This is a genomic window from Shinella sp. (assembly GCF_035998705.1).
GTDB lineage: Bacteria > Pseudomonadota > Alphaproteobacteria > Rhizobiales > Rhizobiaceae > Shinella.
In genome coordinates, this window is the sequence record NZ_DASYHH010000027.1 from 374,458 (window position 1) to 397,651 (window position 23,194).

Consider the following 23,194-nt stretch of genomic DNA (forward strand, 5'->3'; position numbering starts at 1 on the left):
AAAACATGCGTCTTATATCCACATTGCTCGTCGGCACCGCCATGGCCGCCGCACTCGCCATGCCCGCAGCCGCCAAGGACCTCAACAAGATCGGCATTTCGGTCGGCCTGCTCGGCAACCCGTTCTTCGTCGCCACGATCAAGGGCATCGAGGACCGCGCCAAGGAGATCAACCCGAATGTCGAGGTGATCTCGGTTTCGGCCGACTATGACCTCAACAAGCAGGTCTCCCAGGTCGACAATTTCATTGCCGCCGGCGTCGACATCATCATGCTGAACGCCGTCGATGCGAAGGCCATCACGCCCGCCGTGAAGAAGGCGCAGGCCGCCGGCATCGTGGTCGCCGCCTTCGACGTCTCCGCCCCCGGCGCCGACGTCACCGTCATGACCAACAACGTCAAGGCCGGCGAGGAAGCCTGCAACTACATCGCCGAAAAGCTTGGCGGCAAGGGCGACGTCGTCATCATCAACGGCCCGGCCTCCTCCTCGATCCTGGAACGCGTCCAGGGCTGCAAGGATGCGCTCGGCAAACATGCCGACATCAAGATCCTCTCCGACGACCAGAACGGCCAGGGATCGCGCGACGGCGGCCTCGCCGTGATGCAGGGCCTGCTCACCCGCTTCGACAAGATCGATGCCGTCTTCGCGATCAACGACCCGACCGCGATCGGCGCCGAGCTTGCCGCCAAGCAGCTGAACCGCAGCGAGTTCTTCTTCACCGCCGTCGATGGCGCGCCGGATATCGAGACATCGCTCGCCAGCGGCAACTCCATGATCAAGGCATCGGCGTCGCAGGATCCCTATGTCATGGCCGGCCAGGCGCTGAAACTCGGCGTCGAGGTGCTGAACGGCACCAAGCCCGCCGAGCCGGTCGTGCTGCTCGATCCGCAGCTCATCACCGCCGACAACATCAAGGACTACAAGGGCTGGACCGCAGCCCGCTAAACGCTCCTCCCAGACGGCCGGGCATGTTCGCTTAGGCGGCGTGCCCGGCCGACCCTCACTCCATTTTTCTCAGAAAGCGGCCGGGATCATGTCGAAAATCGGTGTCCATTCCTTCGTCTGGAGCGCGGGCTCCTCGCGCGGCGAGCTCGAAAAGGCGCTCGAGAACACGCACAAGCTCGGCTACAAGCTCATCGAGTTCTCCTATCTGGACCCGAAGCAGGTCGACGTGGCGTGGCTCGCCGGCCGCATCCGCGAGCTCGGCCTCGATGTGGCGATCAGCATGGGCCTGCCGCCGGAAGGCGATATTTCCAGCGATGACGCCTCCGTCGTCGCCAACGGCGTGGACATTCTCGACCGGGCGGTGGCGCTGGTGCGCGATCTCGGCGGCACGAAGCTTGCCGGAATCCTGAGCTCCGCGCATGGCAAGCAGGAGCATGTGCTGACCCGCAGGAGCTGGGATGCCAGCGTTTCCACCCTCTCCAAGGTCGCCGACCGCGCCAAGGCCGCAGGCGTCACGCTCAACCTCGAAATCGTCAACCGCTTCGAGAGCAACATGCTGAACACCGCGGCACAGGGCATGGCCTATATCCGCGATACGGGCGCCTCGAACGTGCTGCTGCACCTCGATACGTTCCATATGAACATCGAGGAAGCCGATGTCGGCCTCGCGATCCGCCATGCCGCCGACAAGATCGGCTATCTCCATATCGGCGAGAGCCACCGCGGCTATCTGGGCACGGGCACGATCGACTTTGCCGCGATTTTCGATGCGCTGGTGGCGATCGGCTGGGACGACTACGTGACCTTCGAATCCTTCTCCACGACGATCGTCGACAAGGACCTGTCGCTGAAGACCGCCATCTGGCGCAATCTCTGGGACGACAATGTCGCGCTCGCCCACCACGCGCACCGCTTCATCGAGCTTGGCCTGGAAACGGCGCGGCTCAAGGCCGCGCTCGTCCAGACAGGCCACCTGCCCGCCTGAGCCGGCGGCCTATGGTGAAATAGGGGTTGTTGAGGATATCCGGAACGATGATGCCGATGACAAGCGTCGGCCCGAAGCGTCCATCGGCGTCTCCGCCATGCAACAGAAGCATGCCTACACTGCAAGCATATGCATTTTATCCGGGCACGAGATTGCCTATGTAATGGCCAACCACAGGAGTTGATCATGAACGTCTTCGCAAAGCTCAAGAAATACAATGCTGAACGCCGCGCCGTGCGCGAACTCGGCGCCCTCGACGACCGCGCCCTCCAGGACCTCGGCATCTCGCGTTCGAACATCCGTTCCGCCGTTGCCGGCCTTCTGGTCCTCGGCTGATACGACGCCCGGCAAGCCGGGCCGCCTCGGGCAAGATTTCGATGAAAGGGCGACTGTTTCCGACAGTCGCCCTTTTCGTATTTCAGGAACCCGCCGCGACCGCGAGGAAACCGGCCAGCGGCGGCGGTTCCGGCGAGAAGACGTCATAGGCGCAGGGCGCTGCGAAAATGACGTCCGCCAGCATCAAGACGAGGATGCACTTCATCGAAACCTCCACCGGCCAATCAGACGAGAGATCCTGTTTAAGCGGTTGATGTTTTCCACGTGGATACCGTCCGCTGGCAACGAGTTAATCGACATGCACCGAGATCTCGGTCACTCCGGAAGGCCGGCCTTGCGGTAACCATCGACGAAATGCGCAAGCGTCGCGGCGTCGCGGAACGGCTCGGTCGTCGCCCAGTGGCGGGTCGTGAAATCAGGGTTGCCGACGAGGAACAGTTCGGCCTCCGCGCGCGCTTCATCGAGCCGGCCGAGCTGGGCAAGGCTTGCCGCCAGGAAGCGGCGGGAGCTTGTGCGGTAGGTCTCGTCCCGGCGCAGTGTCTCGACGGCGGCTTCGTAATCGCGGGCGGCATATAGTGCCTGGCCGAGCGTCAGGTAGTACCAGCTTGCCGGAAACGGGTTCAATCTGAATGCCTTGCGGATGTGCTCGAGGCCTTCCTCGATGCGCCCTGCCAGGACCGCTATATCGGACAAAGCGGCAAAGGTGTCGGCCTCGTTCGGATCGAGCGCGATCGCCTTGGCGAATTCCGCCTCCGCCTCGGCAAAGCTGCGCTCATAGGCAAGCAGGTAGGCCAGGACCCAGCGGCAGCCGGCATCGTTGGGGTCCATCGCGACGGCCTTGCGCGCCAGTTCCAGGGCTACGTCCCGGTTCGGTGCCGTCGGCCCTCCGCTATGCACCAATCCCATCCAATGGTTCATGGCGAGCCACCGATAGGCCTCGGCATATCCGGGATCGAGGGAGACCGCTCGCGTGAGCATCAGATGCGCTTCGCGCGCCGATTGCGGCGTGTCGTCCATCAGCTTGCGCGCCCGCACGCAGAGATCGTAGGCCTCGATATTCCTGGGCCGATTGCGCGGCGGCAAGGCCTGCAGCCGGCCGAGCAGCGCCTCGACGATCTTGCCCGTCACCTCGTCCTGAACGGCAAAGATATCGTCCAGGCCACGATCGAAACGTTCCGCCCAGAGATGATCGCCGCTTGCCGCATCGACCAGCTGGGCGTTGATGCGCACGCGCCCCGCGGCGCGTCTTGCGCTGCCCTCCAGCAGATAGCGCACGCCAAGCTCCTCGGCGATGGCACGCACGTCCATCGCCTTGCCCTTGTAGGCGAAGGCCGAGTTGCGGGCGATGACGAACAGGCCGGCGGTTCTCGACAGGTCGGTGATCAGGTCCTCGGTCAACCCGTCCGCAAAGGATTCCTGCTCGGGATCGTTGCCGAGATTGACGAAAGGCAGCACGGCAATCGAGGGCTTGTCGGGCAGCGGCAGGGGTTTTCGCTTCGCGCCACCGAGGTGTTCGACGACCCCCGTGAAGCGATAGCCGATGCGTGGAACCGTGGCGATCCACTCGCCGCCACCGGCCGCCGGGCCAAGCAGCTTGCGCAGCTGCGAAATCTGGACGGTGAGATTGCCTTCCTCGACGGCCATGCCCGGCCACGCCGCATCCATCAGCGCGGCCTTGTCGAGGATTTCGCCCGGCCGGGCGACCAGCGCCGCAAGCAGCATTACCCCGCGATGGCCGATGGCAACGGGTTCATCGTCCCGAAGGAGCGTTCCCGCCGCCGGATCAAGTACGAACAGACCAAAGGCAAACCGCGATCCCTGCATGCGGCGCATCTATAGTCGGTTTGCATGTTTTTGAGAACTTTTTGGGAGGGCTTAATTACGGCGCGGGTCGCATCCGGCAGAATTCACCCTCTTTCGGACCAAAGGAGGTTGTTATGAGCCATAGTCTTCCTGCGGGATCGGCGGACGTGTCGAACCGGCCCTCCAGCCTCACGGTCTTGCGAAACACGATCACGATCTGGGACGAGCGGCAACGCTTTCGCTGGGACCTCGCGCAAAAATCGAAGGCCAATCCCCATTTGATCGACGATATCGGCCTGACGACGCGACAGGTCGAGGCGGAGATCGCCAAGCCCTTCTGGCAAGTATGAGGCGAATGCCGCAATGACATCGAACCGCCAAGCCTGTACGACGGCATCGCGCCATGATCGGATCCCCTGGGCCGCGATGGCCGGCATCATCGCGACCGTCACGGTGTTCGCGGTGGCGCAGGGGCTGACCTATCCGCTGCTCAGCTTCATCCTCGAGCGGCAGGGCACGACGTCCGGCCTCATAGGCCTGTCGGCGGCTATGACGCCGCTGGGTTTCATCGTTTCCGCGCCCTTCATTCCGATGCTGGTGCTGCGCGTGGGCGGCGCGGGGCTTGCGATCCTGTGTTCGGTGCTTGCCGCACTCACCCTGATCGCGATTGCCCTCACGCAGGACGTCTGGGCGTGGATGCCGCTGCGCTTCCTGCTCGGCTTCTTCGCCAATCCGCTTTCCGTGATCAGCGAGACCTGGCTGCTTTCGATCACGCCTGCGTCCCGCCGGGGCCGCATCATGGGTCTCTATTCATCGATCGTTTCGGCCGGCTTCGCCATCGGTCCGCTCTCGCTCGGCCTGGTCGGCGCCGAGGGGTGGCCACCCTTCCTGATCGGCATCGTGGCTTTCCTTGTCTGCGGCGCCATCATGCTCGCTGTCGTGCCGCGTCTGCCGGAAATGCCGCATGAAGGCGAGGCGACATCGGTCGGTGGCTTCTTCGCGCTGGCGCCGCTGCTCCTGTTCGCCGTTTTCACCGCAGCCGCCTTCGAGCAGGTCCTCTTGTCCCTGTTTGCGGTCTATGGTGCGGCATTCGCCAGCGCGGAGGAGCGCACCGCGTCGCTCATCACCTGTTTCGTCGCCGGCAATGCCGTGCTGCAGATCGTTCTCGGGCGTGTCGCCGAACGGGTCGGCTCGACGCGGACCATGCTCTTCTGTGTCCTGGCGTCGCTGGCCGGCTGCCTGTTGCTGCCGTTGCTCTTCAACGCGCCGCTCATCTGGCCGGTCTTCTTCGTCTGGGGCGGCGTCTCCTTCGGGATCTACACCATGGCGCTGATCCGGCTCGGCGAGCGTTTCACTGGCCAGGCCCTGATCGCCGGCAACGCGGCCTTCGCTTTCGCCTGGGGCATGGGGGGCATCATCGGCTCACCGGCCACGGGACTGGCGATGCAACTGGTCGGCCATCAGGGGCTGCCCTTGTCCCTCGGGCTGCTGTGCTGCGTCCTGGCGGTATTTTTGATGGCGCCGAGACGGCTGCTCTGACCGCGGTCCCAATGCGCCCGCAAATTTCGCGTCGGCCTACGATGATGGCTCGTTCTTCATGCGCCGTTCAAAGCCAGCCGTTCTTGCGGAACCGCCAGTAGAGGAACATACAGGTGGCGACGATTGCGCTGAGCACGATCGGATAGCCGTATTCCATCCGCAATTCGGGCATGTCGTTGAAATTCATGCCGTAGATGCCGGCAAGCGCGGTCGGCACGGCGAGGATCGCCGCCCAGGAGGCGAGTTTCTTGGAAATCGCCGTCTCCTGGCTCTGGCCGACCAGCAGGCTCGCCTCGAAGGCGAAGGCCAGCACCTCGCGCAGGCTGTCGATCTTTTCCTGCACCGTGCGGATGTGATCGGTCACATCGCGAAACAGCGGATGCATGGCCGCCTGGATTTGCGGCAGGTCGGCGCTCGTCAGCCGCCGGCAGACTTCGACCAGCGGAAGGGCGGCATTGCGCAGCCGCAGCAGGTCGCGGCGCATCATGTAGAGCCTCTCGATATCGGTGGCCGTCATCGGCCTGACCAGGACCTTGTCCTCGATCTCCTCGACCTCGTATTCGAGCTGCTCCAGCACGGGCATGTAGTTGTCGACGATGAAATCGAGAATGGCATAGAGAACGAAATCCTCGCCCTTGGCCAGCGAATGCGGGCAGCTTTCCCAGTGCTGGCGAACCGTCGCATATGAGGTCGAGGGGCCGTGCCGGACGCTGACGATATAGCCCTTGCCGACGAAAACATGCGTTTCGCCGAAGATGACGCGCCGGTCGATCAATTGCGCGGTGCGCGCGACGATGAACAGCGCATCGCCATATTGCTCCAGCTTGGGGCGCTGATGCGGGTGCTCGGCGTCCTCGATCGCCAGGTCATGCAGGTTGAACTGCGCCTGGACGCGCAGGAGAAGCTCGCGGCTCGGTTCCAGCAGCCCGATCCACACGACATGGCCTTCCTTGGCCGCCCATTCGCCGGCCTCCTCGATGGCTATATCGGCGACACGCCGGCCGGCCGCATAGGCGCTCGAGGCAACGATCCCCTCTTCCCCGGAGACTGGCGCGAACTTATCGGCGTAATCCATCACCACCTCCCGACCGCGATGTCTCCCCTGCGCAACGAATGCGCAGGACCGCTAATCTAACGCAGTTTTGCCGCGGATTCGAGGAGGGGGTTGGATCTAGAGATTGTCTAGACGATAAGCCCCGGGGACGCGGATCATTCTCCGTCCCCGGCCGGTTGCCCGGCCGATGCCGCGCGCTCTGCAAACAGATCCGACAACACCTGCGAGGCTGAGATGGCACGCGGAAAACCGGCCGGCACCGTTATCATGTAGACGACTTCCTTGAGTTCGTCCTCGGAGACGCCGATGTTGAGGGCGTATTGCGCATGGATCTTCATGAAGGCCGTCTCGCCCATGGCGGCGAACGCGGCGACGGCGGCGATCTGGCGTGTCCGGTTGTCGAGCCCCGGCCGGGACCAGACATCGCCGAGCGCATAGGCCTGCGTCGCTTCTGCCAGAAAGGGAAATTCCTGCCGCATGCGCTCCAGCGTGGGCTGCGGGGCACCGAGGTTCAGGTCCCGGATCACGGCCTCGCCGCGCTGCAGGCGGCGTTCCGTCGTTTCGGCGACGGCGACCGCCGCCGGCCCGCCAAGGGATAGCGCGATCGTCGCGCCGGCGAGTGAAATGCTGGAAAGAAATGTCATTGTCGTCTTTCTCCGATCGTTGGTTGCCATGGGCAGGAGGATAGACGCGCGCCATTGTTGTGATAAGTTTGCCATTCCTTTCTTCCGTGGAAAGAACTGCTAACCAATGGACGCCGACTTCAATGCGCTCGCCATCTTCGCCCTGGTCGCCGAAGAGAAGAATTTTCGCGCCGCGGCAGATCGTCTGGGCGTCTCCCGCTCCGCGGTCAGCCAGACGATCGCGCGCCTGGAGGGCACGCTCGGAATAGCACTCGTCCAGCGCACCACGCGCAGCGTCAACCTGACCGAAGCAGGCGAACGCCTTTACAATGAAGTGGCACCGGCCATCGCCGACATGCGCGCGGCGGTCGAGGTGACCGTGAACCTGCTCGGCCCGCCGCGGGGACAATTGCGGCTGGCCGTTTCGTCGATCGCCGACCGGTTTCTCTCGGGCGACATGCTGGCGGCCTTTGCCGAGGAAAACCCGGAAATCCAGATCGACATCACCGTGACGGACGAGGAATTCGATATTGTCGCGGCCGGATACGACGCGGGCGTGCGGCTCGGCGAGGTCATCGAGCAGGACATGATCGCCGTGCCCATCGCCGGCGAGGAGCGGCAGATCGCCGTCTGCGCGCCGGCGTTTCGCGAGCGGTTCGGCCTGCCCGCGCACCCGCGCGACCTTCCGGACTTTCGTTGCATCGGCTGGCGGCCAGGACCCAAGACCGCGCCCTATCGCTGGGAGTTCACGGAAGACGGCAAGGAGTTCAGCGTCGCCGTGTCACCCGAGATCACCACCAACGACATGGCCCTGATGATCAAACTCGCCATCGCCGGAGCCGGGATCACCTTCGGCATGCAGGAAACTTTTCGCCCCGCAATCGAGCGCGGCGAACTTGTTCCCATTCTGGAGGATTTCTGCGCCGGTTTCCCAGGTTTCTTTCTCTATTATCCAAGCCGCCGCAATGTCGCCCCGAAGCTGCGCGCCCTCATCACGCACGTCCAGAGCCTTCGTTAGCCTGCCGGCTGACACGTCGATTGTCCAAGAATGCTAACCACACTGCTCACGATCCGCCATCTACTGAAGCGGGGATCGCGTTCGTACATCCAGTCGCACTTAACAGGAGTAGCGACATGGACAAGCACAAGCACGCCCGCCTTCCCTACAGAAAGAGGACGTTCGAAGGCGATCCCCTGGTACACCTGGCCATAGGCCTCTTGCTCAGCGCCGGCATGCTGCTCATCATGGCAGCCTTCCTTTCGTGAATGCCAAGTTCGACGTAATTGGTTAGAAATTCTTCCCAACATGGAAACCAGTGGACGACTTATCGCGACAATGGATGATCGTTAAATTTCCCTCCAACGCTCGAGAGCCTTTCGAGCGTCACCGGAAAGGAAATCAAAATGTCCAAAGTCGTTCTCATCACCGGCGCTTCCAGCGGCATTGGCGCCGGCATAGCGCGTGAACTGGGCGCGGCCGGCATGAAGCTCATGCTGGGCGCGCGACGAACCGATCGCCTGTCGGAACTCGCCGACGAGATCAGGGCCAAGGGCGGGACCGTCGAAACCCGCCGGCTCGATGTGACGGACCGCGCAGATGTCGTCGCCTTCGTCGAGGCTGCAAGGGCTGCCTACGGCCACGTCGACGTGATCGTCAACAATGCCGGCGTCATGCCGCTGTCTCTGATGGCCTCCCTGAAAGTCGACGAGTGGGACCAGATGGTCGACGTCAACATCAAGGGCGTGCTTTACGGCATCGCGGCCGTGCTGCCCGAAATGACCGCGCGCGGTGCCGGCCATGTCATCAACATTGCCTCGATCGGCGCCTTGGCGGTTTCGCCCACCGCAGCGGTCTACTGCGCCACCAAATATGCCGTGCGCGCCATCTCGGACGGTCTGCGCCAGGAGCGGGACGACATCCGCGTCACCTGCATCCATCCCGGCGTCGTCGAGAGCGAGCTTGCCGGCACCATCACCGATCCGGTGGCGGCCGACGCCATGAAGACCTACCGCGCCATTGCGCTCCAGCCGGACGCCATCGGCCGCGCCGTGCGCTTCGCCATCGAGCAGCCGGAGGATGTCGACGTCAACGAGATCGTCGTCCGGCCGACGAAGGCGGCGCCATGATGCGCCGCCGCTCCCTCCTCCATCTCGCTGGAGCGGCGCTCGTTCCAGCGCTCTTCCATCGCACCCGCGCAGAGGCGAACATGAACAGTCAATCGCATCCCTATCTCGGCATGTGGGTCACCGAAGACGGCCACATCCGCCACGAACTGCTGCCGAACGGCCGGTATGACGAAGCGCGCGGCGCGCGCAAGAGCGCCTATCAGGGTCGTTACGCGGTCACCGGCAACCACATCGACTATTGGGACGATACGGGCTTTACCGCAGACGGCGACTTCATCGACGGCGTGCTGCACCACGGCGGCATGATCCTGTATCGGGCGCCGTGACCGCGTTTGCCGGCCAGCCGAAGGCGGCCGGCAAACACCAAATCGCCGTTGATCCGCGCGAAGCCTCTCATGTAACGAGCCCACTCACCATGGACCCGGACGACTACGATTTTATGGACCCGGCACTCATCCAGTTGCTGAAGGCAAAGGTTCCCGCAGCTTCTGCGCGGGCCGAATGCCATCCGCCAGCCTCCGACCTCGCCTGTCACCGGCTGCTGCATGAGGATGACGGCTCGCAATGGCGGCGCTGGCAGGCCGAAGCCGGCATTGCCTATACCGGCGAGGCGGATGTGTATTTCGACGATTTCGGCATCGTCCTGCAAGCTGCACGAGACGGTTTTGGCGTCGCGCTCAGCGATGAAGTCGTGTCCGCGCGCGATCTCGACGAAGGTCGCCTATTTCATCAACTGGCTGACCGAGGAAGCGGCGACGCCGTGACGCGCCTCGCTGGGCGTGAGGCCGAAGCGGGCGCGATAGTGGCGGCTGAACTGGGCCTGGTCGGAAAACCCCCACCGGTAGGCGATCGCGGTGATCGTGTCGCCGCCGCGGCGCAGGTCCTCGTCTGAGCGCACGAGCCGGCATTCCCGGATATAGCCGCTGGCGGTGAAGCCCGTGCCTTCGAAAAGCTGTTGCAGATAGCGCAGCGAAATACCGCACGCCTCCGCCACCATTCCCGCCGAAAGGCCGGGATTCTTGAGGCTCTTGCGGATGAAGGTTTCCGCGCGGTGGAGATGCGCCCGGCGGACGGCGGATTCCGAACTGTCGAGCGCCCGCTCGCCCGCAAGCAGCGCCAGACAGAGAACCTCGATCAGGTGTTCGCCCGCAACGGCACGCGCACTCTCGTCCATCGCGTCCGCATGGGTGACGGCCGAGGACAGGCTCGACAGGAAATAGGAGGCAATGCCCGAGCGGGCATCCATGCTCAGGCCGAGGAACTTTTCGAAGGAACCGATGCGCGCCCGCACGCTGTCGCGCGGGATTTTCGCCACCCACTGCACGTCGGGTGTCTCATGCCAATATTCGTAGGGTGCGTCGCTGCGCTCGATGACGAAACCGCCCGGCCGACACTGCGCCTGGCGCGCGCTCTGGTGGAACGTCACCTCGGCCGATCCCGGAATGGAGATCAGGAAGGCGCTTTCGCGCTCCTCGCGCAGGTGACGGGATGTCCGGCGATAGAGCACCGCGTCGCAATCGATGCGCGTGGCGCTGACGAGGCCAAGCTGCCAGATATCCATGCGCCCGCGGAAATTCTTCCCCCGGCGCCCCTCGGTGACGAGCGGAAAATAGGCCGCAGAAACCCTCTGCTGCCAATCGGCAAGACCGTCATCAGCCGATCGACCCGCGCCCGGTGCCATCTATCCGTCATCCTCCATTGGGAGCCAGGATCGAAGCCTAACAAAGGATGCCGGGGCACGCAAATATCCTCGCGGCAATGGCATCGCGCTTTCCTCCACGAAATCGTGCGCTTTCCTGCATGCGGCACACCATGACCCGGCTACCTTTTTCCGAACCGAAACGGGTGAGCCTGCCATGCTGACGCAACCATCACGACCACGGATGACCTTTCCCCGATCGGTCGACGAAGCGCTGAACGATCTCGCCACCGCCGGGCCCGGGACCATCCCCGTCGCCGGCGCCACCTGGGTGATGAGAAGCCCGCTGCGGCATGAAGCAACGCCGCCGACCTACGTCGCCCTCTCCGGCATCGAGGGTTTTCAGCGCGTCGACGTCACGGACGACACCATATCGATCGGCCCGCTCGCGACCCATGATGCACTGGCGCCGAAACTCCCCTCGACGTCGGATCTCCAGGTCCTCAAGCGGGCAAGTGCTCGCTCCGCCAATCCCGGTGTGCGGCGCATCGCGACGATCGGCGGCAATATCTGCACCACCGCCTTCGCCGCCTCCGACTTCGCGCCGGCACTGCTGAGCCTTGATGCCCGGATCGAGCTTCGCGACCCGGCAGGGCTGGAGACGCTGCCGGTGCAGGCGTTTCTGGAATGCCGGAAAAGCCGTGAACGGCCCTGGCTCGTGACCGGCATCATCGTGCCGCGAACCACTCGGTTGAGCGCGCACGCGCGTCTGCCGATGCGCAAGGCGGGCGACTATCCCTGCGCCCTCGTCAGCATCTCCGCAGGGATCGATGATAGGGGCAGGATTCGCGATGCGCGCATTGGCGTCGGCGCGGTGGAGGCGAACCCTCGCCGCTGGCAAAACCTGGAGCAGGCGCTGGAAGGCCAGCCGACGGACCCCGCGATCGCGGAAACGGCGGCGCGAGACCTCATTGCCGATTTCACCGGCCGCGATGCCGTCGATGCGCCCGGCTGGTATCGCACCAGCATCCTGCCCGTGCTCGTGCGCCGCGCCTTCGAAACCATCCGGACAGATTACGAAACGAGGGCATCATGAGCATCGAACTGACCATCAACGGAGACGTCCGCACCGTCGCGGCCGATCCCCGGACAGCGCTGCTGGATGTGCTGCGCGACAGCTGTCGCCTGACGGGCGCCAAGGCGGTCTGCCGCGAAGGTTTTTGCGGCGCCTGCACCGTCCTGGTCGACGGCGAGGCCGTTCCGTCCTGCCTCAGGCCCGTCGGCATGCTCGACGGCCGCAGCATCGTCACCATCGAGGGCCTTGCGCATTTCGAGGCGCCCAATCCGGTGCAGCAGGCTTTCATCGACCATGACGTGGTTCAATGCGGCATGTGTTTTCCCGGCATGGTGATGACGCTGACGGCGTTTCTGGAAACCAATCCCGCGCCCAGCCGGAGCGAGGTGAAGGCGGCGCTTTCGGGCAATATCTGTCGATGCACCGGCTATGAGCGCATCGTCGATGCCGTCCTGTCGATCCAGGACATGCGAAAGGTATCCGGCCGATGAACGCTGTGACCGATCTCGCCTCCGTGGTGATGGACCTGCCCCGGCGCGACGCGCAGGACAAACTCACCGGCCGCACCCGCTACACGATCGACAATATCGGGCAGGACATGCTGCATGCCGTGCAGGTGCGCTCGGATGTGGCATCCGCCCGCATTCTGGAAATCGACTGCTCGAAAGCGCTGGCGATGAAGGGCGTGCGGGCGATCGTCACCCATGCGGATGCGCCGGGCCTGCACGGCATCGGCGTGGCGGACCATCCGCTGTTTGCAAGCGACCTCATCCGCTATCACGGCGAGCCGATCGCGGCGATCGCGGCCGACACGCTGGAAATCGCACAGGCCGCCGCGAGAGCCGTCGTGGTGAGAACCGAGCCGCTTCCCGCAGTTTTGACCATGGCCGAAGCCGTGGGCGAGCATGCGCGCCTCATCCACCCGGATTGGCAGAACTATGAGCTCCTCAAGGAGGGCGCGTCCCGCGGTGGCAACGTCGCCTGGGAGGCCCATGTCATGCGCGGGGATACGGAAGCGGCCTTCGCCCGCCCGGACGTCACCATCGTCGACGACTGTTTCCGCGTCGGCCGCCAGAGCCATGTGCCCTTCGAGCCGCGCTGCGCCATCGCCAGTTACGAAGACGGCCGGTTTCACATTCAGTGTTCGACGCAGGTGCCCTGGACGGTGCGCAACGTGACCGCCAAGGTGCTGGGCGTCGCCGCATCGCGCGTCCGCGTCACGGTGCCCGCCGTCGGCGGCGGTTTCGGCTTGAAATTCGACTGCACCATCGAACCGGTCGCAGCCCTTCTCGCGCGGAAAACCGGGAAAACCGTCTCGCTCTGCAATTCGCGGGAGGAGGAATTCCTCTCCTGCCTCTGTCGGGAAAATGCCGAGGTCCGCATCCGCTCCGCCGTGACGCCCGATGGAGAAATCGTCGGCCGCGAGGCGACCGTGCTGATGGATTGCGGCGCCTACGGCGGCGAGCAGATCTTCCTCTCCACCATGACCGCCCATACGCTCGGCGGCAACTACCGGCTCGGGACGATAAAACTCAACAGCCGCGCGGTCTATACAAACACACCGCCGAACGGCGCCTTCCGCGCCTGCAACGGCGTCTACAACACCTTCTTCCTCGAGCGGCACACCGACAATATCTGCGCGGCGATCGGCATGGACCCCATGGATTTCCGCAAGCAAAACGTGCTCGGCGATGGCGATATCGGCGCCACGGGGCAGGTGTTTCAGGGCGACGTGCTGCGGCCCATGCTGGAGCGGATGGAGACGATCAGCGCCGGCGCGGACAGGCGCGATGCGGCCGATGGCCGGCTGTACGGACGCGCCACCACGGTCGGCACCTGGTTCGTCTTCGTCGGCCCGTCGGCAGCAACCATCAACCTCAACGCGGACGGCTCCGCGACGCTCGTCACCTCCGGCGTCGAGATCGGATCCGGTACGATGGTCCAGTCGCTGCCGCAGATCGTGGCGGGAATTCTCGGGCTTCATCCCGCCGACGTGATCGTCAAGACGGCCGATACGGACGCCTCCGGCCGCGATCTCGGCGTCGGAGGCGGCCGCGCCACGGTCTCCATCGGCTCCGCCAGCAAGATGGCCGCGGAGAAGATCCGCGAGCAGATCCTGGAGATCGCTTCCGAAATGCTGCAAACGCCGCCATCAGGCCTGGCGCTCAAGGGCGGACGCGTCGAGATCGCCGGCCGTCCCGGCAGCGGCATGACGATCGCCGCGGTCGTCCAGCGCGCGGAAGAACTCTTCGGCCCCATGTCCGGCACCGGCAACTTCACGGCGCCCGGCGTGCCAGCCCTGCCGGGCTGCGCCGCAGGCCACTTCATCGACGCCATCGATATCCCGATCTTCACCGTGCACGACTGCGAGGTCGCCGTCGATCCGGATACGGGCCATGTCGACGTCTTGAGCTACAGGGTGGTTCAGGATGTCGGCGTCGCCATCAATCCGCGCGCGATCAGGAGCCAGATTCAGGGCGGCGTCACCCAGGGCCTGGGCTATGCGCTGCACGAAAACATCACCATCGACGGCCACGGCTGCATGGAGCAATCCGGCTTCGAGCACTATCTCCTGCCGCTCGCGCAAGACGTGCTGCCGGTCGAGATCGTGCTGCACGAAGGCGCCCCGTCGATCGGCCCCCTGGGTGCGAAGGGTGCTGGCGAAATACCGATCTTGAATGTCGGCGCCACCATCGCCTGCGCCGTTGCGCGGGCGACGGGAAGGCCGGTGGCGGAGCTCCCCCTGACGCCGCCGCGGGTGCTGGAACTGATGCAAGGCGATGCAAAGGCGTTGGATTTCGACCATATCAGCCCGGTTTGGCAGGCCAATCTGTCGCGGCGGTGAAGGAGCCGGCGTCGCGGCCGCTCACATGCTTGAATAGTTCGTTACCCGACAAGCCTGTCTCCGCTCCCTTGATCAGGGCTTCGTAAATCCTGTTTATTTTGCCACTCACCAATTCAGGCTCCGTTAAATATTACAATTCTTGCAAATTCCCTGTCATAATCAACGAAGCGACGGCCTAACGTCTCAGGAACAAATATCCATTCCTGAGCGTTTGCCCGCGTCGGGTCGCGGCCTCCATGGATTTCGGCCCCTGCCCCCGCGTCACACGCATTTGATTTGATCGGCCGATACTATGCCGATTGACTGGTTTGATTGCCTCTTTCGTCAGTCCCTTTCCATCATCGACTGACGCCATACCTCTTTTAAATATGAGCCCCGCCCCGCGGCTCCTTGCTGAAAGGATGCATGGACATGGTGACCTTCACCCTCAATGGAAAACAACGCTCGTTCACCGGAGATCCCGACACGCCGCTGCTCTGGGTGATCCGCGATTTCGAGAAACTGACCGGCACGAAATATGGCTGCGGCGTCGCGCAGTGTGGCGCCTGCACGGTGCATCTGGACGGCATGACGCGCCGTTCCTGCATCACCCCGATCGCGACGATCGAAGGCTCCGACGTCGTGACGATCGAAGGCATTTCCGGCAAGGAGGCCGAGGCCATCCAGACCGCCTGGGCCGGGCTCGACGTACCGCAATGCGGCTACTGTCAATCCGGGCAGATCATGTCGGCGGTCGCGCTTCTCCAGATGGTGCCGAAGCCGAGCGACGACGAGATCGACGGCGCCATGACCGGAAACATCTGTCGATGTGCCACCTATCATCGCATTCGAGCGGCGATCCACAACGCTGCCGACGCGATGGAGGGTTGAGCCATGACCATCCATGACATCCCATCCACCCGCCGCGGTTTCCTCGCCGGCGTCGGCCTCGTCATCGGCGTGGCGATTGCGCCGAAGGTCCTGCGGGCATCGCCCACCGGCACACCCGCCGGCGGAAGCCCGGAGCTCCAGCCGCTCAACGCCTTCGTAAAGATCGGCACGGATGATACGGTGACCATCCTGTCGAAGCACATCGAGTTCGGACAGGGGCCGTTCACGGGGCTCGCCACGCTGGTGGCCGAGGAGCTCGACGCCGACTGGAGCCAGATGCGCGCGGTCCATTCGCCGACCGACAACAAGATCTATGCAAACCTCGCCTTCGGGCTGCAGGGCACCGGCGGGTCGAGTTCCATCGCCAATGCCTATGAGCAGATGCGCAAGGCCGGCGCCACGGCGCGGGCGATGCTGGTGGCCGCGGCCGCGCAGGAATGGAACGTGCCGGCGGCCGAGATCACGGTCGAGAAGGGCCGCATGCGGCATGTGGCATCCGGCAAGGAAAGCGGCTTTGGCGCCTTCGCGGAAAAGGCCAAGGAACAGGTCGTGCCACAGGAGCCGAAGCTCAAGGATCCCAAGGACTTCGCGCTGATCGGAACGGACCTGCCGAAGCTCGACACCCGCGAGAAGATCAATGGTACCGCGATCTTCACGCTGGACATCACGCCGGACAACCTGCTGGTCGCCGTTGTCGCTCACCCCAAGCATTTCGGTGCGACGGTGAAATCCTTCGATGACAGCGAGGCGCGCAAGATCAAGGGCGTGGTCGACGTCAAGCAGATCCCGCAGGGGATCGCGGTCTACGCCGACAACACGTTCACTGCCCTGAAGGGCCGCGACGCGCTCAGGATCGAATGGGATCTCGGCAAGGCGGAAACCCGTTCCTCGAGCGAACTCGCCGCCGAATATGCCCGCCATTTTGCACAACCCGGCATCGAGGCGACGAATACGGGCAATGTCGCGACGGCGTTCCAGCAGGAAGGGCTCCAGACGATCGAGGCGGACATCGTCTTTCCCTTCCTCGCGCATGCCCCCATGGAGCCGCTGGACGCGGTGTTCATCAAGGCGGCGGACGGCTCGGTCGACATCTATAACGGCGCGCAGTTTCCCGGCTTCGACCAGCAGGTGGCGGCCGAGATCCTCAAGCTCGACGAGACGAAGGTCCGCGTGAACACCCAGCTTGCTGGCGGCAGTTTCGGCCGCAAGGCGCAGTTCGGCTCGCCCTATATGCAGGAGGCGGCGATGGTCTATGCCGCGATCGGCGGCGACCGGCCGTTCAAGCATATGTGGACCCGCGAAGACGATATCCAGGGCGGCTTCTACCGCCCGATGTATGCCCACAGGATGCGCGGCGCGATCGACGCGGAGGGGCGGATCACCGCCTGGGAGCAGATCATCGTCGGCCAGTCGATCATGGCCAAGGCGGATCTCGACTCGACGTCGGTGGAAGGGGCGTCCAACCTCCCCTACCAGATCCCCAACCTCAAGGTCACCTCGCACAACATCACGCTGCCGATACCGCCGCTCTGGTGGCGCTCGGTCGGCCATACCCATACCGGCTTTGCGGTGGAAACCTTCGTCGACGAGTTGCTGACCCGCGTGGGCCGCGATCCGGTGGAAGGGCGGCTGGCGCTGCTCGACAAGGCTTCGCGCCATGCCGGCGTGCTGCGCAAGGCGGCGGAGATGGCGGATTGGGGGGCAGCGCCGCCGGAGGGACGGGCGCGCGGCGTCGCGGTCGTCGAAAGCTTCGGTTCGTTCGTCGCCCAGGTGGCGGAAGTGTCGGTCGGCTCCGATGGGGCGCCGCGCGTGCACAAGGTCTGGTGTGCGGTCGATTGCGGCGTCGCGGTAAATCCCAACATCATCAAGGCGCAGATGGAAGGCGGCATCGGCTACGGATTAGGCGCCGTGCTCTTCGATGCGGTCATGCTCGGCAAGGGCGGAAAGATCATGCAGTCGAATTTCCACGACTATCGGTCGATCCGCATCAACGAGATGCCCGATGTCGCGGTGGAGATCATCAAGTCGGCGGAAAGCCCGACCGGCGTCGGCGAACCCGGCGTGCCGCCCATAGGACCGGCGGTCGCCGATGCCTGGCGAAAGCTGACGAACGCCCCCGTTCGCCAGCTCCCCATCGTCAGCCTTATTTCCTCGTGAGGGATACCGTCAGATGAAAATCAAGCTCCTGTTTTCGGGCGTTCTTGCGCACTGTCTCATCGTGGGCGCGGGCCTGGCGCTCGCCCCCGCCTCCGTTGCCCAGAACCCCAACGCCTTGCAGCCGGCGGAGACGTTCCAGTCGATTTCGGACGAGCGCACCCGCTCGATCGCGCTCTTCGAAGAGGCCGGCAAGGTCATCCAGCATCCGCGATGCGTCAACTGTCATCCGGCAACGGACCGTCCCTTGCAGGATATGACGATGCATCCGCATCAGCCGCCGGTCTTCCGCGGCGACGGCGGCATGGGTCTGGTGGGCATGCAGTGCAACACCTGCCACAGTGCGGAGAACACGCCGGTCGTCGGCCAGGCGGATACGCTGAAATGCATCCCCGGCAATCCCGCCTGGCATCTCGCACCGATCGAAATGGCCTGGGAGGGCAAGACGCTCCGCCAGATCTGCGAACAGCTGAAGGACCCCAAACGCAACGGCGACAAGACCATGGCCGAGATGGTCGAACACATGGCCCATGACGACCTCGTCGGCTGGGGATGGGATCCGGGCGAAGGCCGCGAACCCGTGCCGGGCACGCAGGAAGAATTCGGCAAGATCATCCAGGCCTGGGTGGACACCGGCGCGGTCTGTCCGGCGTCCTGACGGGCCATCAACACTGCGCATCGCATGGATCGAAAGTTCCGTGCGATGCCCATTTCAGAGGAGAGCAATTCACGACCGCTCACGTTAATGTCACCGGCACAACGGATTCGCGAGGGCATGAGCGAGAATAGAGCCGGCATATCGGACGTCTTGATCTAGCAGGCTTGCCCTGCTTAGTCTTTGCATCGCAGGCCGAACAATCCACCTTTGCTTGGGGTCGTTATGTCCGTTGTTCAGTTTTCCACGCGCGATACGGCCGAGACCCTGCGCCGGGAGCTTGTCGAGGCGGTCTATAACGGGCATGTGCGCACCGGGATCGACTTCCTGGGCGAGGGGCCGGTCGAGATCGACGTGGCGTTGCGCGGCGTCGGCGATGTGCATATCGCCTTTGCCAACACGACGCCCGTAACGCTCGTCACCCCGTCCGACGAGGAAGACCTGCTCTATCTGAGCGTCGCCGGCGGCAATGGCGTGCATGATGCGCGGGGCGAGGACCTCTTCATCCGGCCGGGCGACGTCAACGTGATGCGGCGCGACCGCAAGACGGTGACCACCGTCGCCGAACGCAGCACCTGCCTCAGCATCGCCATTCCACGCCGCCTCGTCGTCGATCGCATCGCCTCCAGCGACAATCTTCTCAAGACCCGCTCGCTGCGCGATCCCGCCGCCCATCTTCTCAACAGCTACGCCGTTTCGCTGCTGCACAACCACGTCGATATTCCGGACGCGGACCAGGCGGTCTTTGCCGCCCATCTCGTCGATCTTGCGGTGCTGATGCTGGGCGCAAAGCGCGACAGCGGCCAGCAGGCGCGCAAGAACGGCGTGCGCGCCGCGCGCCGGCAGGCGATCAAGGCCGATATCGCCGCACATCTCTGCGATCCGCGCCTCTCCCTCGAATGGCTCTCCCGCCGCCATGGCATCAGCGTGCCCTATGTCCGGGCGCTATTCTACGAGGAAGGCACCAGCTTTACCGACCATGTCACAGCCGAGCGGCTCGACCATGTGCATGGGCTGCTGGGCGATCCAAGCTTCCGCCACCACACAATCGCCGCCATCGCCCTGATGGTCGGCTTCGGCGATATTTCCTGGTTCAACCAGGTCTTTCGCCGGCGCTTCCAGGCAACGCCGTCGGACATTCGCCAAAGCATCGTCTCGAACTGAGACAGCCGCGAGTATCCCAAAACCCTGAGACCCTCCCCAAGCCAGTGTGACGCAAGGGCATGTAAGTTCGTGCCCATCGCTCCTGGCGAGAAAAACGAGGGACATCATGGCACGCGATCCAAACGGCAATATCAACGGTACTGGCGGCAACGACATCCTGTGGGGCACCGCGCTGGTGCTCAGCGACGGCACCTATGACAATTACAGCGACAACGCGCTGCGCGGTCTTGGCGGTGACGACCTGATCTTCGGCGACATCTACAACAATGGCGACGACCATACCGAGGGCGACACCGCCTATGGCGGCGATGGCAACGATATCATCTACGGCGATTGCGGCGAGGACGAGCCGAACTGGGAGACGAGCCAGAACGGCGCCGCCGACGTGCTCTATGGTGACGCCGGCGACGACCGCATTTACGGCCAGGCCGGCGGCGACCGGCTGGAAGGCGGCACGGGCAACGACCTGCTGGTCGGCGGCAGCGGCACGGATGCCCTGCGCGGCGGGGATGGCAACGACGTGCTCTGGGCCGGCCTTCAGAACGACATGACCTTCGAAACCGTCCGCAACACGCTGTTCGGCGACGCCGGCAACGACCGACTCTATGGCAGCGCCGGCAGTGACGAGATGGAAGGCGGCGACGATAACGACCAGCTCAACGGCGCCGGCGGCAACGACGATCTCGCCGGCGGCAACGGCGCGGACATCATCTATGGCGGCGACGGCGACGACTATATCGAGGGCGGCGGCTACTACGCCACGGCGAGCGGCGACGGAGCGGACCAACTCTATGGCGGCAACGGCAACGACCAATTGTTCGGCTTCTCCGGCAACGACCGGCTCTACGGCGGCGCCGGCAATGACGTGCTGAACGGAGGTGCGGGCAACGACGTCTACGACGGCGGCGCGGGCGCCGACATCTATCGCTGCGCCAGCGGCGGCAACGACACCTACATATTCGGCGCGGGCGACACGTTCGAATGGGACTATTACGACGACGGCATCGATCTCGTCATGTCTTCCATCTCCCACACGCTCGGGCGCTACCACGAGAAGCTGACGCTGCTCGGCACGGCCGCCATCGGCGTCGGCAATGCCTCGGCCAATACGATCCTCGGGAACGCCGCCGCCAACACGCTGCGCGGCCTCGGCGGCAACGATGTCATTCACGGGCTCGGCGGCAACGACCTCCTCTTTGGCGGCGCGGGGGCGGACAGGCTGTCGGGCGGCGCCGGCAACGACAAGCTCTATGGCGGCGCCGGCAAGGACATCCTGACCGGCGGTATCGGAAACGACACCTTCATCTTCATGAACAAGCCGACGGCGGCCAACCGCGACACGATCACCGACTTCAACCGCGTGGCCGACACGATCGGCCTGGAGAAGGACTTTTTCGCCGGCCTCGGCTCGCTCGGAAAGCTGGGCTCGGCGCTGTTCAAGACGATCGGCGTCGGCAATGCCAAGGTCGATGCCAACGACCGGGTGATCTACGACAACAAGACCGGCGCCCTCTACTACGACGCCGACGGCTCCGGCGATGCCGCGCGCCAGCACATCGCGACCCTGGACGATGGCCTGCGCCTGACCTCGGCGGATATCCTGGTGCTTTAGCATCTCGGGCAGCATGGCGGCTGATGGAGCCGCCATGCTGCCGGCAAAGCGAGATGCTACCGCTTGACCGTCAGCCGTACGCTGCCGCGGTTGTTGTCGTAGGTCTGCCAGGCGTCATTGGCGAAGGCATAGAGATAGCCGCTCTTCTTCGGCGTGAAATCCTTGCCGGCGCCGATTTCGAACTCTTCGTGCGGCGCGAAGCTCAGCCGGTCCTCCGGCTTCTTTTCCGGCAGCACGCCATTGGCGACCATGCCGATCAGCGAGAACCAGGGCGCGTCCTCCGCGCGCTTGGTGTACCAGAAATCCACCTGGTGGTTGCCGGTCAGCTTGGTGAAGAGCTGCTCGCCCTTGCCGAAGATCGACGAGGCGATCTGGACGGCTTCGCCGAGATGGAATTTTCCGTCATTGGTGCCGGAGGGCGGGCAGGTGATCTCGCCGTCCATCCACTCGCCCTTGGCGGAAAAGCGGTAGGTGACGCCGGCCTCCAGAAAGAGCCCGGTAAAATTCCAGCGCTCGCGCGCGAAAACGTCGACCGTCGCCTCCTGTCCCTTGTCGAGGCGCCTGGTCTTCCAGTAGTCGCCCTGGGTGAGCGGCGGGTTGTCGTGACGATCGCGGGCGGAGCGGTGCAGCTCCGTGCTGCTTGCGGAGAAAAGCGGCACGCTGCGCGGCCGGGTCCGCAGGGTCTTGAACACGCCGGTCACCGAATCGTGCAGCAGGCCGAGCGGATCGGCGACGAGCTGCTGCTGGATGTTCTCGCGGAAATTCAGGCCCAGCCCCCGCACTTCCTCGATCATCCAGTCGAGCGCGCCGTCGGAGAGACCGCTGCGGCCATAACCGCCCCCGACATCGGCATGCACGCCCGGAAACCAGATCTGCTGGACCGTCGGACGATCCTCGACATTCGTCCAGAGCGTCGGCGTAAAGCTCTGGCGGCGCTCGTCGATGGCGATGGCGTGGCGGGCGTTCTTGACGACCGGGCTCAGCTCCGTGTCGTGAAAGCTTTGTTTGGCCGGATCGTCCAGCAGGTTGAGCAGCGCCAGGTCGTCCGGCACGCCGAGCGCGCCGACCGTATCCCACACGCCGATGCAATGGATCGGCATCGAATGTTTGCATTTCTGGCCGCTCGCGACGCCATGGAACGGCAGGCGCTTCGTCGCGGTCACCGGCTTTGCGGTCTTTTCCGGTGCGCGATAGGTCTCGAAAAGCGTCTCGATGGCGGCCCAGATCGCCTTTTCCTCCAGCCCCGCGGCCTTCAACAGGCCGCAGCGGGAGATCATGCCGCCGAGGCTGCGCACGGTATAGGCGCCGCGGCTGAAGCCGAAGAGCCAGATCTGCGCGCCCTCCTCGTAGTTGCGCGCCAGCCAGTTGTAGGCGCTCATGATGTTGCGATCGAGCCCCTCGCCCATGCCGCCGCCGGCAAGGCGATCCCACACACCGCCGTCGGTGCCGACGCCGGGATGGTAATAGGCCCGCTGCTCCCGTCCGGCCGCATCCAGAGGCGCCAGCGCGTGGTGCAGTTTCACGACATTGGTCGGCGCCGGCAGCCCGTCTTCCAGTTGATCGGGCGTGTTCCAGGTTCCGTCGCAGAATATGATGAGATGCATCTTCCCTTCTCCCGAGCGTTGCCGCCGGAAAGTATGCCGCCAAATCGGCGGAAAGAAAGAAGCTTTTACAATTTAAAGGCGATCCCTTTTTAGATCTTGATGCCGTAGATCACCCACGCCGTCTTGCTCGCCATCCGGTCGTAAACCCTGCGGCTGCCTGCGACT

Annotated in this window: 23 protein-coding genes; 17 read left to right on the forward strand and 6 right to left on the reverse strand. The window is 64.3% G+C overall.

Annotated features, from left to right (window positions below):
• The first annotated feature begins 5 nt into the window (after positions 1-5).
• The 3 genes from VGN93_RS24925 (at position 6) to VGN93_RS24935 (ending at position 2,265) form a co-directional block, all read left to right on the forward strand.
• Positions 6-944 (forward strand): ABC transporter substrate-binding protein, encoded by a 939-nt coding sequence (locus VGN93_RS24925; protein ID WP_319312832.1) that lies wholly within the window; start codon positions 6-8, stop codon positions 942-944.
• Between the two features lie 88 nt (positions 945-1,032).
• Positions 1,033-1,929: a sugar phosphate isomerase/epimerase gene (locus VGN93_RS24930; protein ID WP_327509673.1), complete on the forward strand. Its 897-nt coding sequence runs from the start codon at positions 1,033-1,035 to the stop codon at positions 1,927-1,929.
• A 186-nt stretch (positions 1,930-2,115) separates the two neighbouring features.
• The gene (locus tag VGN93_RS24935; protein WP_256114806.1) at positions 2,116-2,265 is read left to right on the forward strand and encodes a DUF1127 domain-containing protein; all 150 of its coding nucleotides are present in this window, start codon (positions 2,116-2,118) and stop codon (positions 2,263-2,265) included.
• 82 nt (positions 2,266-2,347) lie between these two features.
• Here the strand turns inward: VGN93_RS24935 and VGN93_RS24940 are convergent, their stop codons facing one another.
• Positions 2,348-2,470: a hypothetical protein gene (locus VGN93_RS24940; protein ID WP_327509674.1), complete on the reverse strand. Its 123-nt coding sequence runs from the start codon at positions 2,468-2,470 to the stop codon at positions 2,348-2,350.
• 110 nt (positions 2,471-2,580) lie between these two features.
• Positions 2,581-4,089, reverse strand: a complete 1,509-nt coding sequence (locus VGN93_RS24945; RefSeq protein ID WP_327509675.1) for a winged helix-turn-helix domain-containing tetratricopeptide repeat protein — start codon at positions 4,087-4,089, stop codon at positions 2,581-2,583.
• Between the two features lie 113 nt (positions 4,090-4,202).
• On the opposite strand from VGN93_RS24945, the gene VGN93_RS24950 reads away from it, so the two are divergent.
• Together VGN93_RS24950 and VGN93_RS24955 are read left to right on the forward strand one after the other, a co-directional pair.
• Positions 4,203-4,418, forward strand: a complete 216-nt coding sequence (locus VGN93_RS24950) for a DUF1127 domain-containing protein (protein WP_327509676.1) — start codon at positions 4,203-4,205, stop codon at positions 4,416-4,418.
• A 13-nt stretch (positions 4,419-4,431) separates the two neighbouring features.
• Positions 4,432-5,607: an MFS transporter gene (locus VGN93_RS24955; protein ID WP_327509677.1), complete on the forward strand. Its 1,176-nt coding sequence runs from the start codon at positions 4,432-4,434 to the stop codon at positions 5,605-5,607.
• 67 nt (positions 5,608-5,674) lie between these two features.
• On the opposite strand, the gene VGN93_RS24960 is transcribed toward VGN93_RS24955, so the two are convergent.
• Together VGN93_RS24960 and VGN93_RS24965 are read right to left on the reverse strand one after the other, a co-directional pair.
• The gene (locus VGN93_RS24960; protein ID WP_327509678.1) at positions 5,675-6,682 is read right to left on the reverse strand and encodes a magnesium and cobalt transport protein CorA; all 1,008 of its coding nucleotides are present in this window, start codon (positions 6,680-6,682) and stop codon (positions 5,675-5,677) included.
• A 134-nt stretch (positions 6,683-6,816) separates the two neighbouring features.
• Positions 6,817-7,305 (reverse strand): carboxymuconolactone decarboxylase family protein, encoded by a 489-nt coding sequence (locus tag VGN93_RS24965; RefSeq protein ID WP_327509679.1) that lies wholly within the window; start codon positions 7,303-7,305, stop codon positions 6,817-6,819.
• Positions 7,306-7,411: 106 nt separating this feature from the next.
• On the opposite strand from VGN93_RS24965, the gene VGN93_RS24970 reads away from it, so the two are divergent.
• The 4 genes from VGN93_RS24970 (at position 7,412) to VGN93_RS24985 (ending at position 9,737) form a co-directional block, all read left to right on the forward strand.
• Positions 7,412-8,302, forward strand: coding sequence for a LysR family transcriptional regulator (locus VGN93_RS24970; protein ID WP_327509680.1), 891 nt, complete (start codon positions 7,412-7,414; stop codon positions 8,300-8,302).
• A 116-nt stretch (positions 8,303-8,418) separates the two neighbouring features.
• Positions 8,419-8,550, forward strand: coding sequence for a hypothetical protein (locus VGN93_RS24975; RefSeq protein WP_319312806.1), 132 nt, complete (start codon positions 8,419-8,421; stop codon positions 8,548-8,550).
• A gap of 132 nt (positions 8,551-8,682) precedes the next feature.
• On the forward strand, positions 8,683-9,411 hold the full coding sequence (locus VGN93_RS24980; protein WP_327510025.1) for an SDR family oxidoreductase: 729 nt from the start codon (positions 8,683-8,685) through the stop codon (positions 9,409-9,411).
• Positions 9,411-9,737, forward strand: a complete 327-nt coding sequence (locus tag VGN93_RS24985) for an Atu4866 domain-containing protein (RefSeq protein WP_327510026.1) — start codon at positions 9,411-9,413, stop codon at positions 9,735-9,737. The genes VGN93_RS24980 and VGN93_RS24985 overlap by 1 nt, the downstream gene beginning before the upstream one ends.
• Positions 9,738-10,132: 395 nt before the next feature.
• Here the strand turns inward: VGN93_RS24985 and VGN93_RS24990 are convergent, their stop codons facing one another.
• Entirely contained in the window at positions 10,133-11,092 is a 960-nt protein-coding gene (locus tag VGN93_RS24990; RefSeq protein WP_327509681.1) for a helix-turn-helix domain-containing protein, read from the reverse strand.
• A 202-nt stretch (positions 11,093-11,294) separates the two neighbouring features.
• Here VGN93_RS24990 and VGN93_RS24995 point away from each other — a divergent pair, with 202 nt between their 5' ends.
• The 8 genes from VGN93_RS24995 (at position 11,295) to VGN93_RS25030 (ending at position 21,425) form a co-directional block, all read left to right on the forward strand.
• The gene (locus VGN93_RS24995; protein ID WP_327509682.1) at positions 11,295-12,146 is read left to right on the forward strand and encodes an FAD binding domain-containing protein; all 852 of its coding nucleotides are present in this window, start codon (positions 11,295-11,297) and stop codon (positions 12,144-12,146) included.
• Entirely contained in the window at positions 12,143-12,616 is a 474-nt protein-coding gene (locus VGN93_RS25000; RefSeq protein WP_327509683.1) for a (2Fe-2S)-binding protein, read from the forward strand. Before VGN93_RS24995 ends, VGN93_RS25000 begins: the two co-directional genes overlap by 4 nt.
• Positions 12,613-14,970, forward strand: coding sequence for a xanthine dehydrogenase family protein molybdopterin-binding subunit (locus VGN93_RS25005; RefSeq protein ID WP_414714168.1), 2,358 nt, complete (start codon positions 12,613-12,615; stop codon positions 14,968-14,970). The genes VGN93_RS25000 and VGN93_RS25005 overlap by 4 nt, the downstream gene beginning before the upstream one ends.
• Positions 14,971-15,381: 411 nt before the next feature.
• Positions 15,382-15,840: a (2Fe-2S)-binding protein gene (locus tag VGN93_RS25010; RefSeq protein ID WP_256114845.1), complete on the forward strand. Its 459-nt coding sequence runs from the start codon at positions 15,382-15,384 to the stop codon at positions 15,838-15,840.
• A 3-nt stretch (positions 15,841-15,843) separates the two neighbouring features.
• Positions 15,844-17,997 (forward strand): xanthine dehydrogenase family protein molybdopterin-binding subunit, encoded by a 2,154-nt coding sequence (locus tag VGN93_RS25015; RefSeq protein WP_327509684.1) that lies wholly within the window; start codon positions 15,844-15,846, stop codon positions 17,995-17,997.
• Positions 17,998-18,010: 13 nt separating this feature from the next.
• Positions 18,011-18,652 (forward strand): Isoquinoline 1-oxidoreductase subunit, encoded by a 642-nt coding sequence (locus tag VGN93_RS25020; protein ID WP_327509686.1) that lies wholly within the window; start codon positions 18,011-18,013, stop codon positions 18,650-18,652.
• A 222-nt stretch (positions 18,653-18,874) separates the two neighbouring features.
• Positions 18,875-19,813, forward strand: a complete 939-nt coding sequence (locus VGN93_RS25025; protein ID WP_327509687.1) for an AraC family transcriptional regulator — start codon at positions 18,875-18,877, stop codon at positions 19,811-19,813.
• Positions 19,814-19,919: 106 nt separating this feature from the next.
• Positions 19,920-21,425, forward strand: coding sequence for a calcium-binding protein (locus VGN93_RS25030; RefSeq protein ID WP_327509688.1), 1,506 nt, complete (start codon positions 19,920-19,922; stop codon positions 21,423-21,425).
• A 56-nt stretch (positions 21,426-21,481) separates the two neighbouring features.
• On the opposite strand, the gene VGN93_RS25035 is transcribed toward VGN93_RS25030, so the two are convergent.
• On the reverse strand, positions 21,482-23,029 hold the full coding sequence (locus VGN93_RS25035; RefSeq protein ID WP_327509689.1) for a DUF2235 domain-containing protein: 1,548 nt from the start codon (positions 23,027-23,029) through the stop codon (positions 21,482-21,484).
• Between the last annotated feature and the right edge of the window lie 165 nt (positions 23,030-23,194).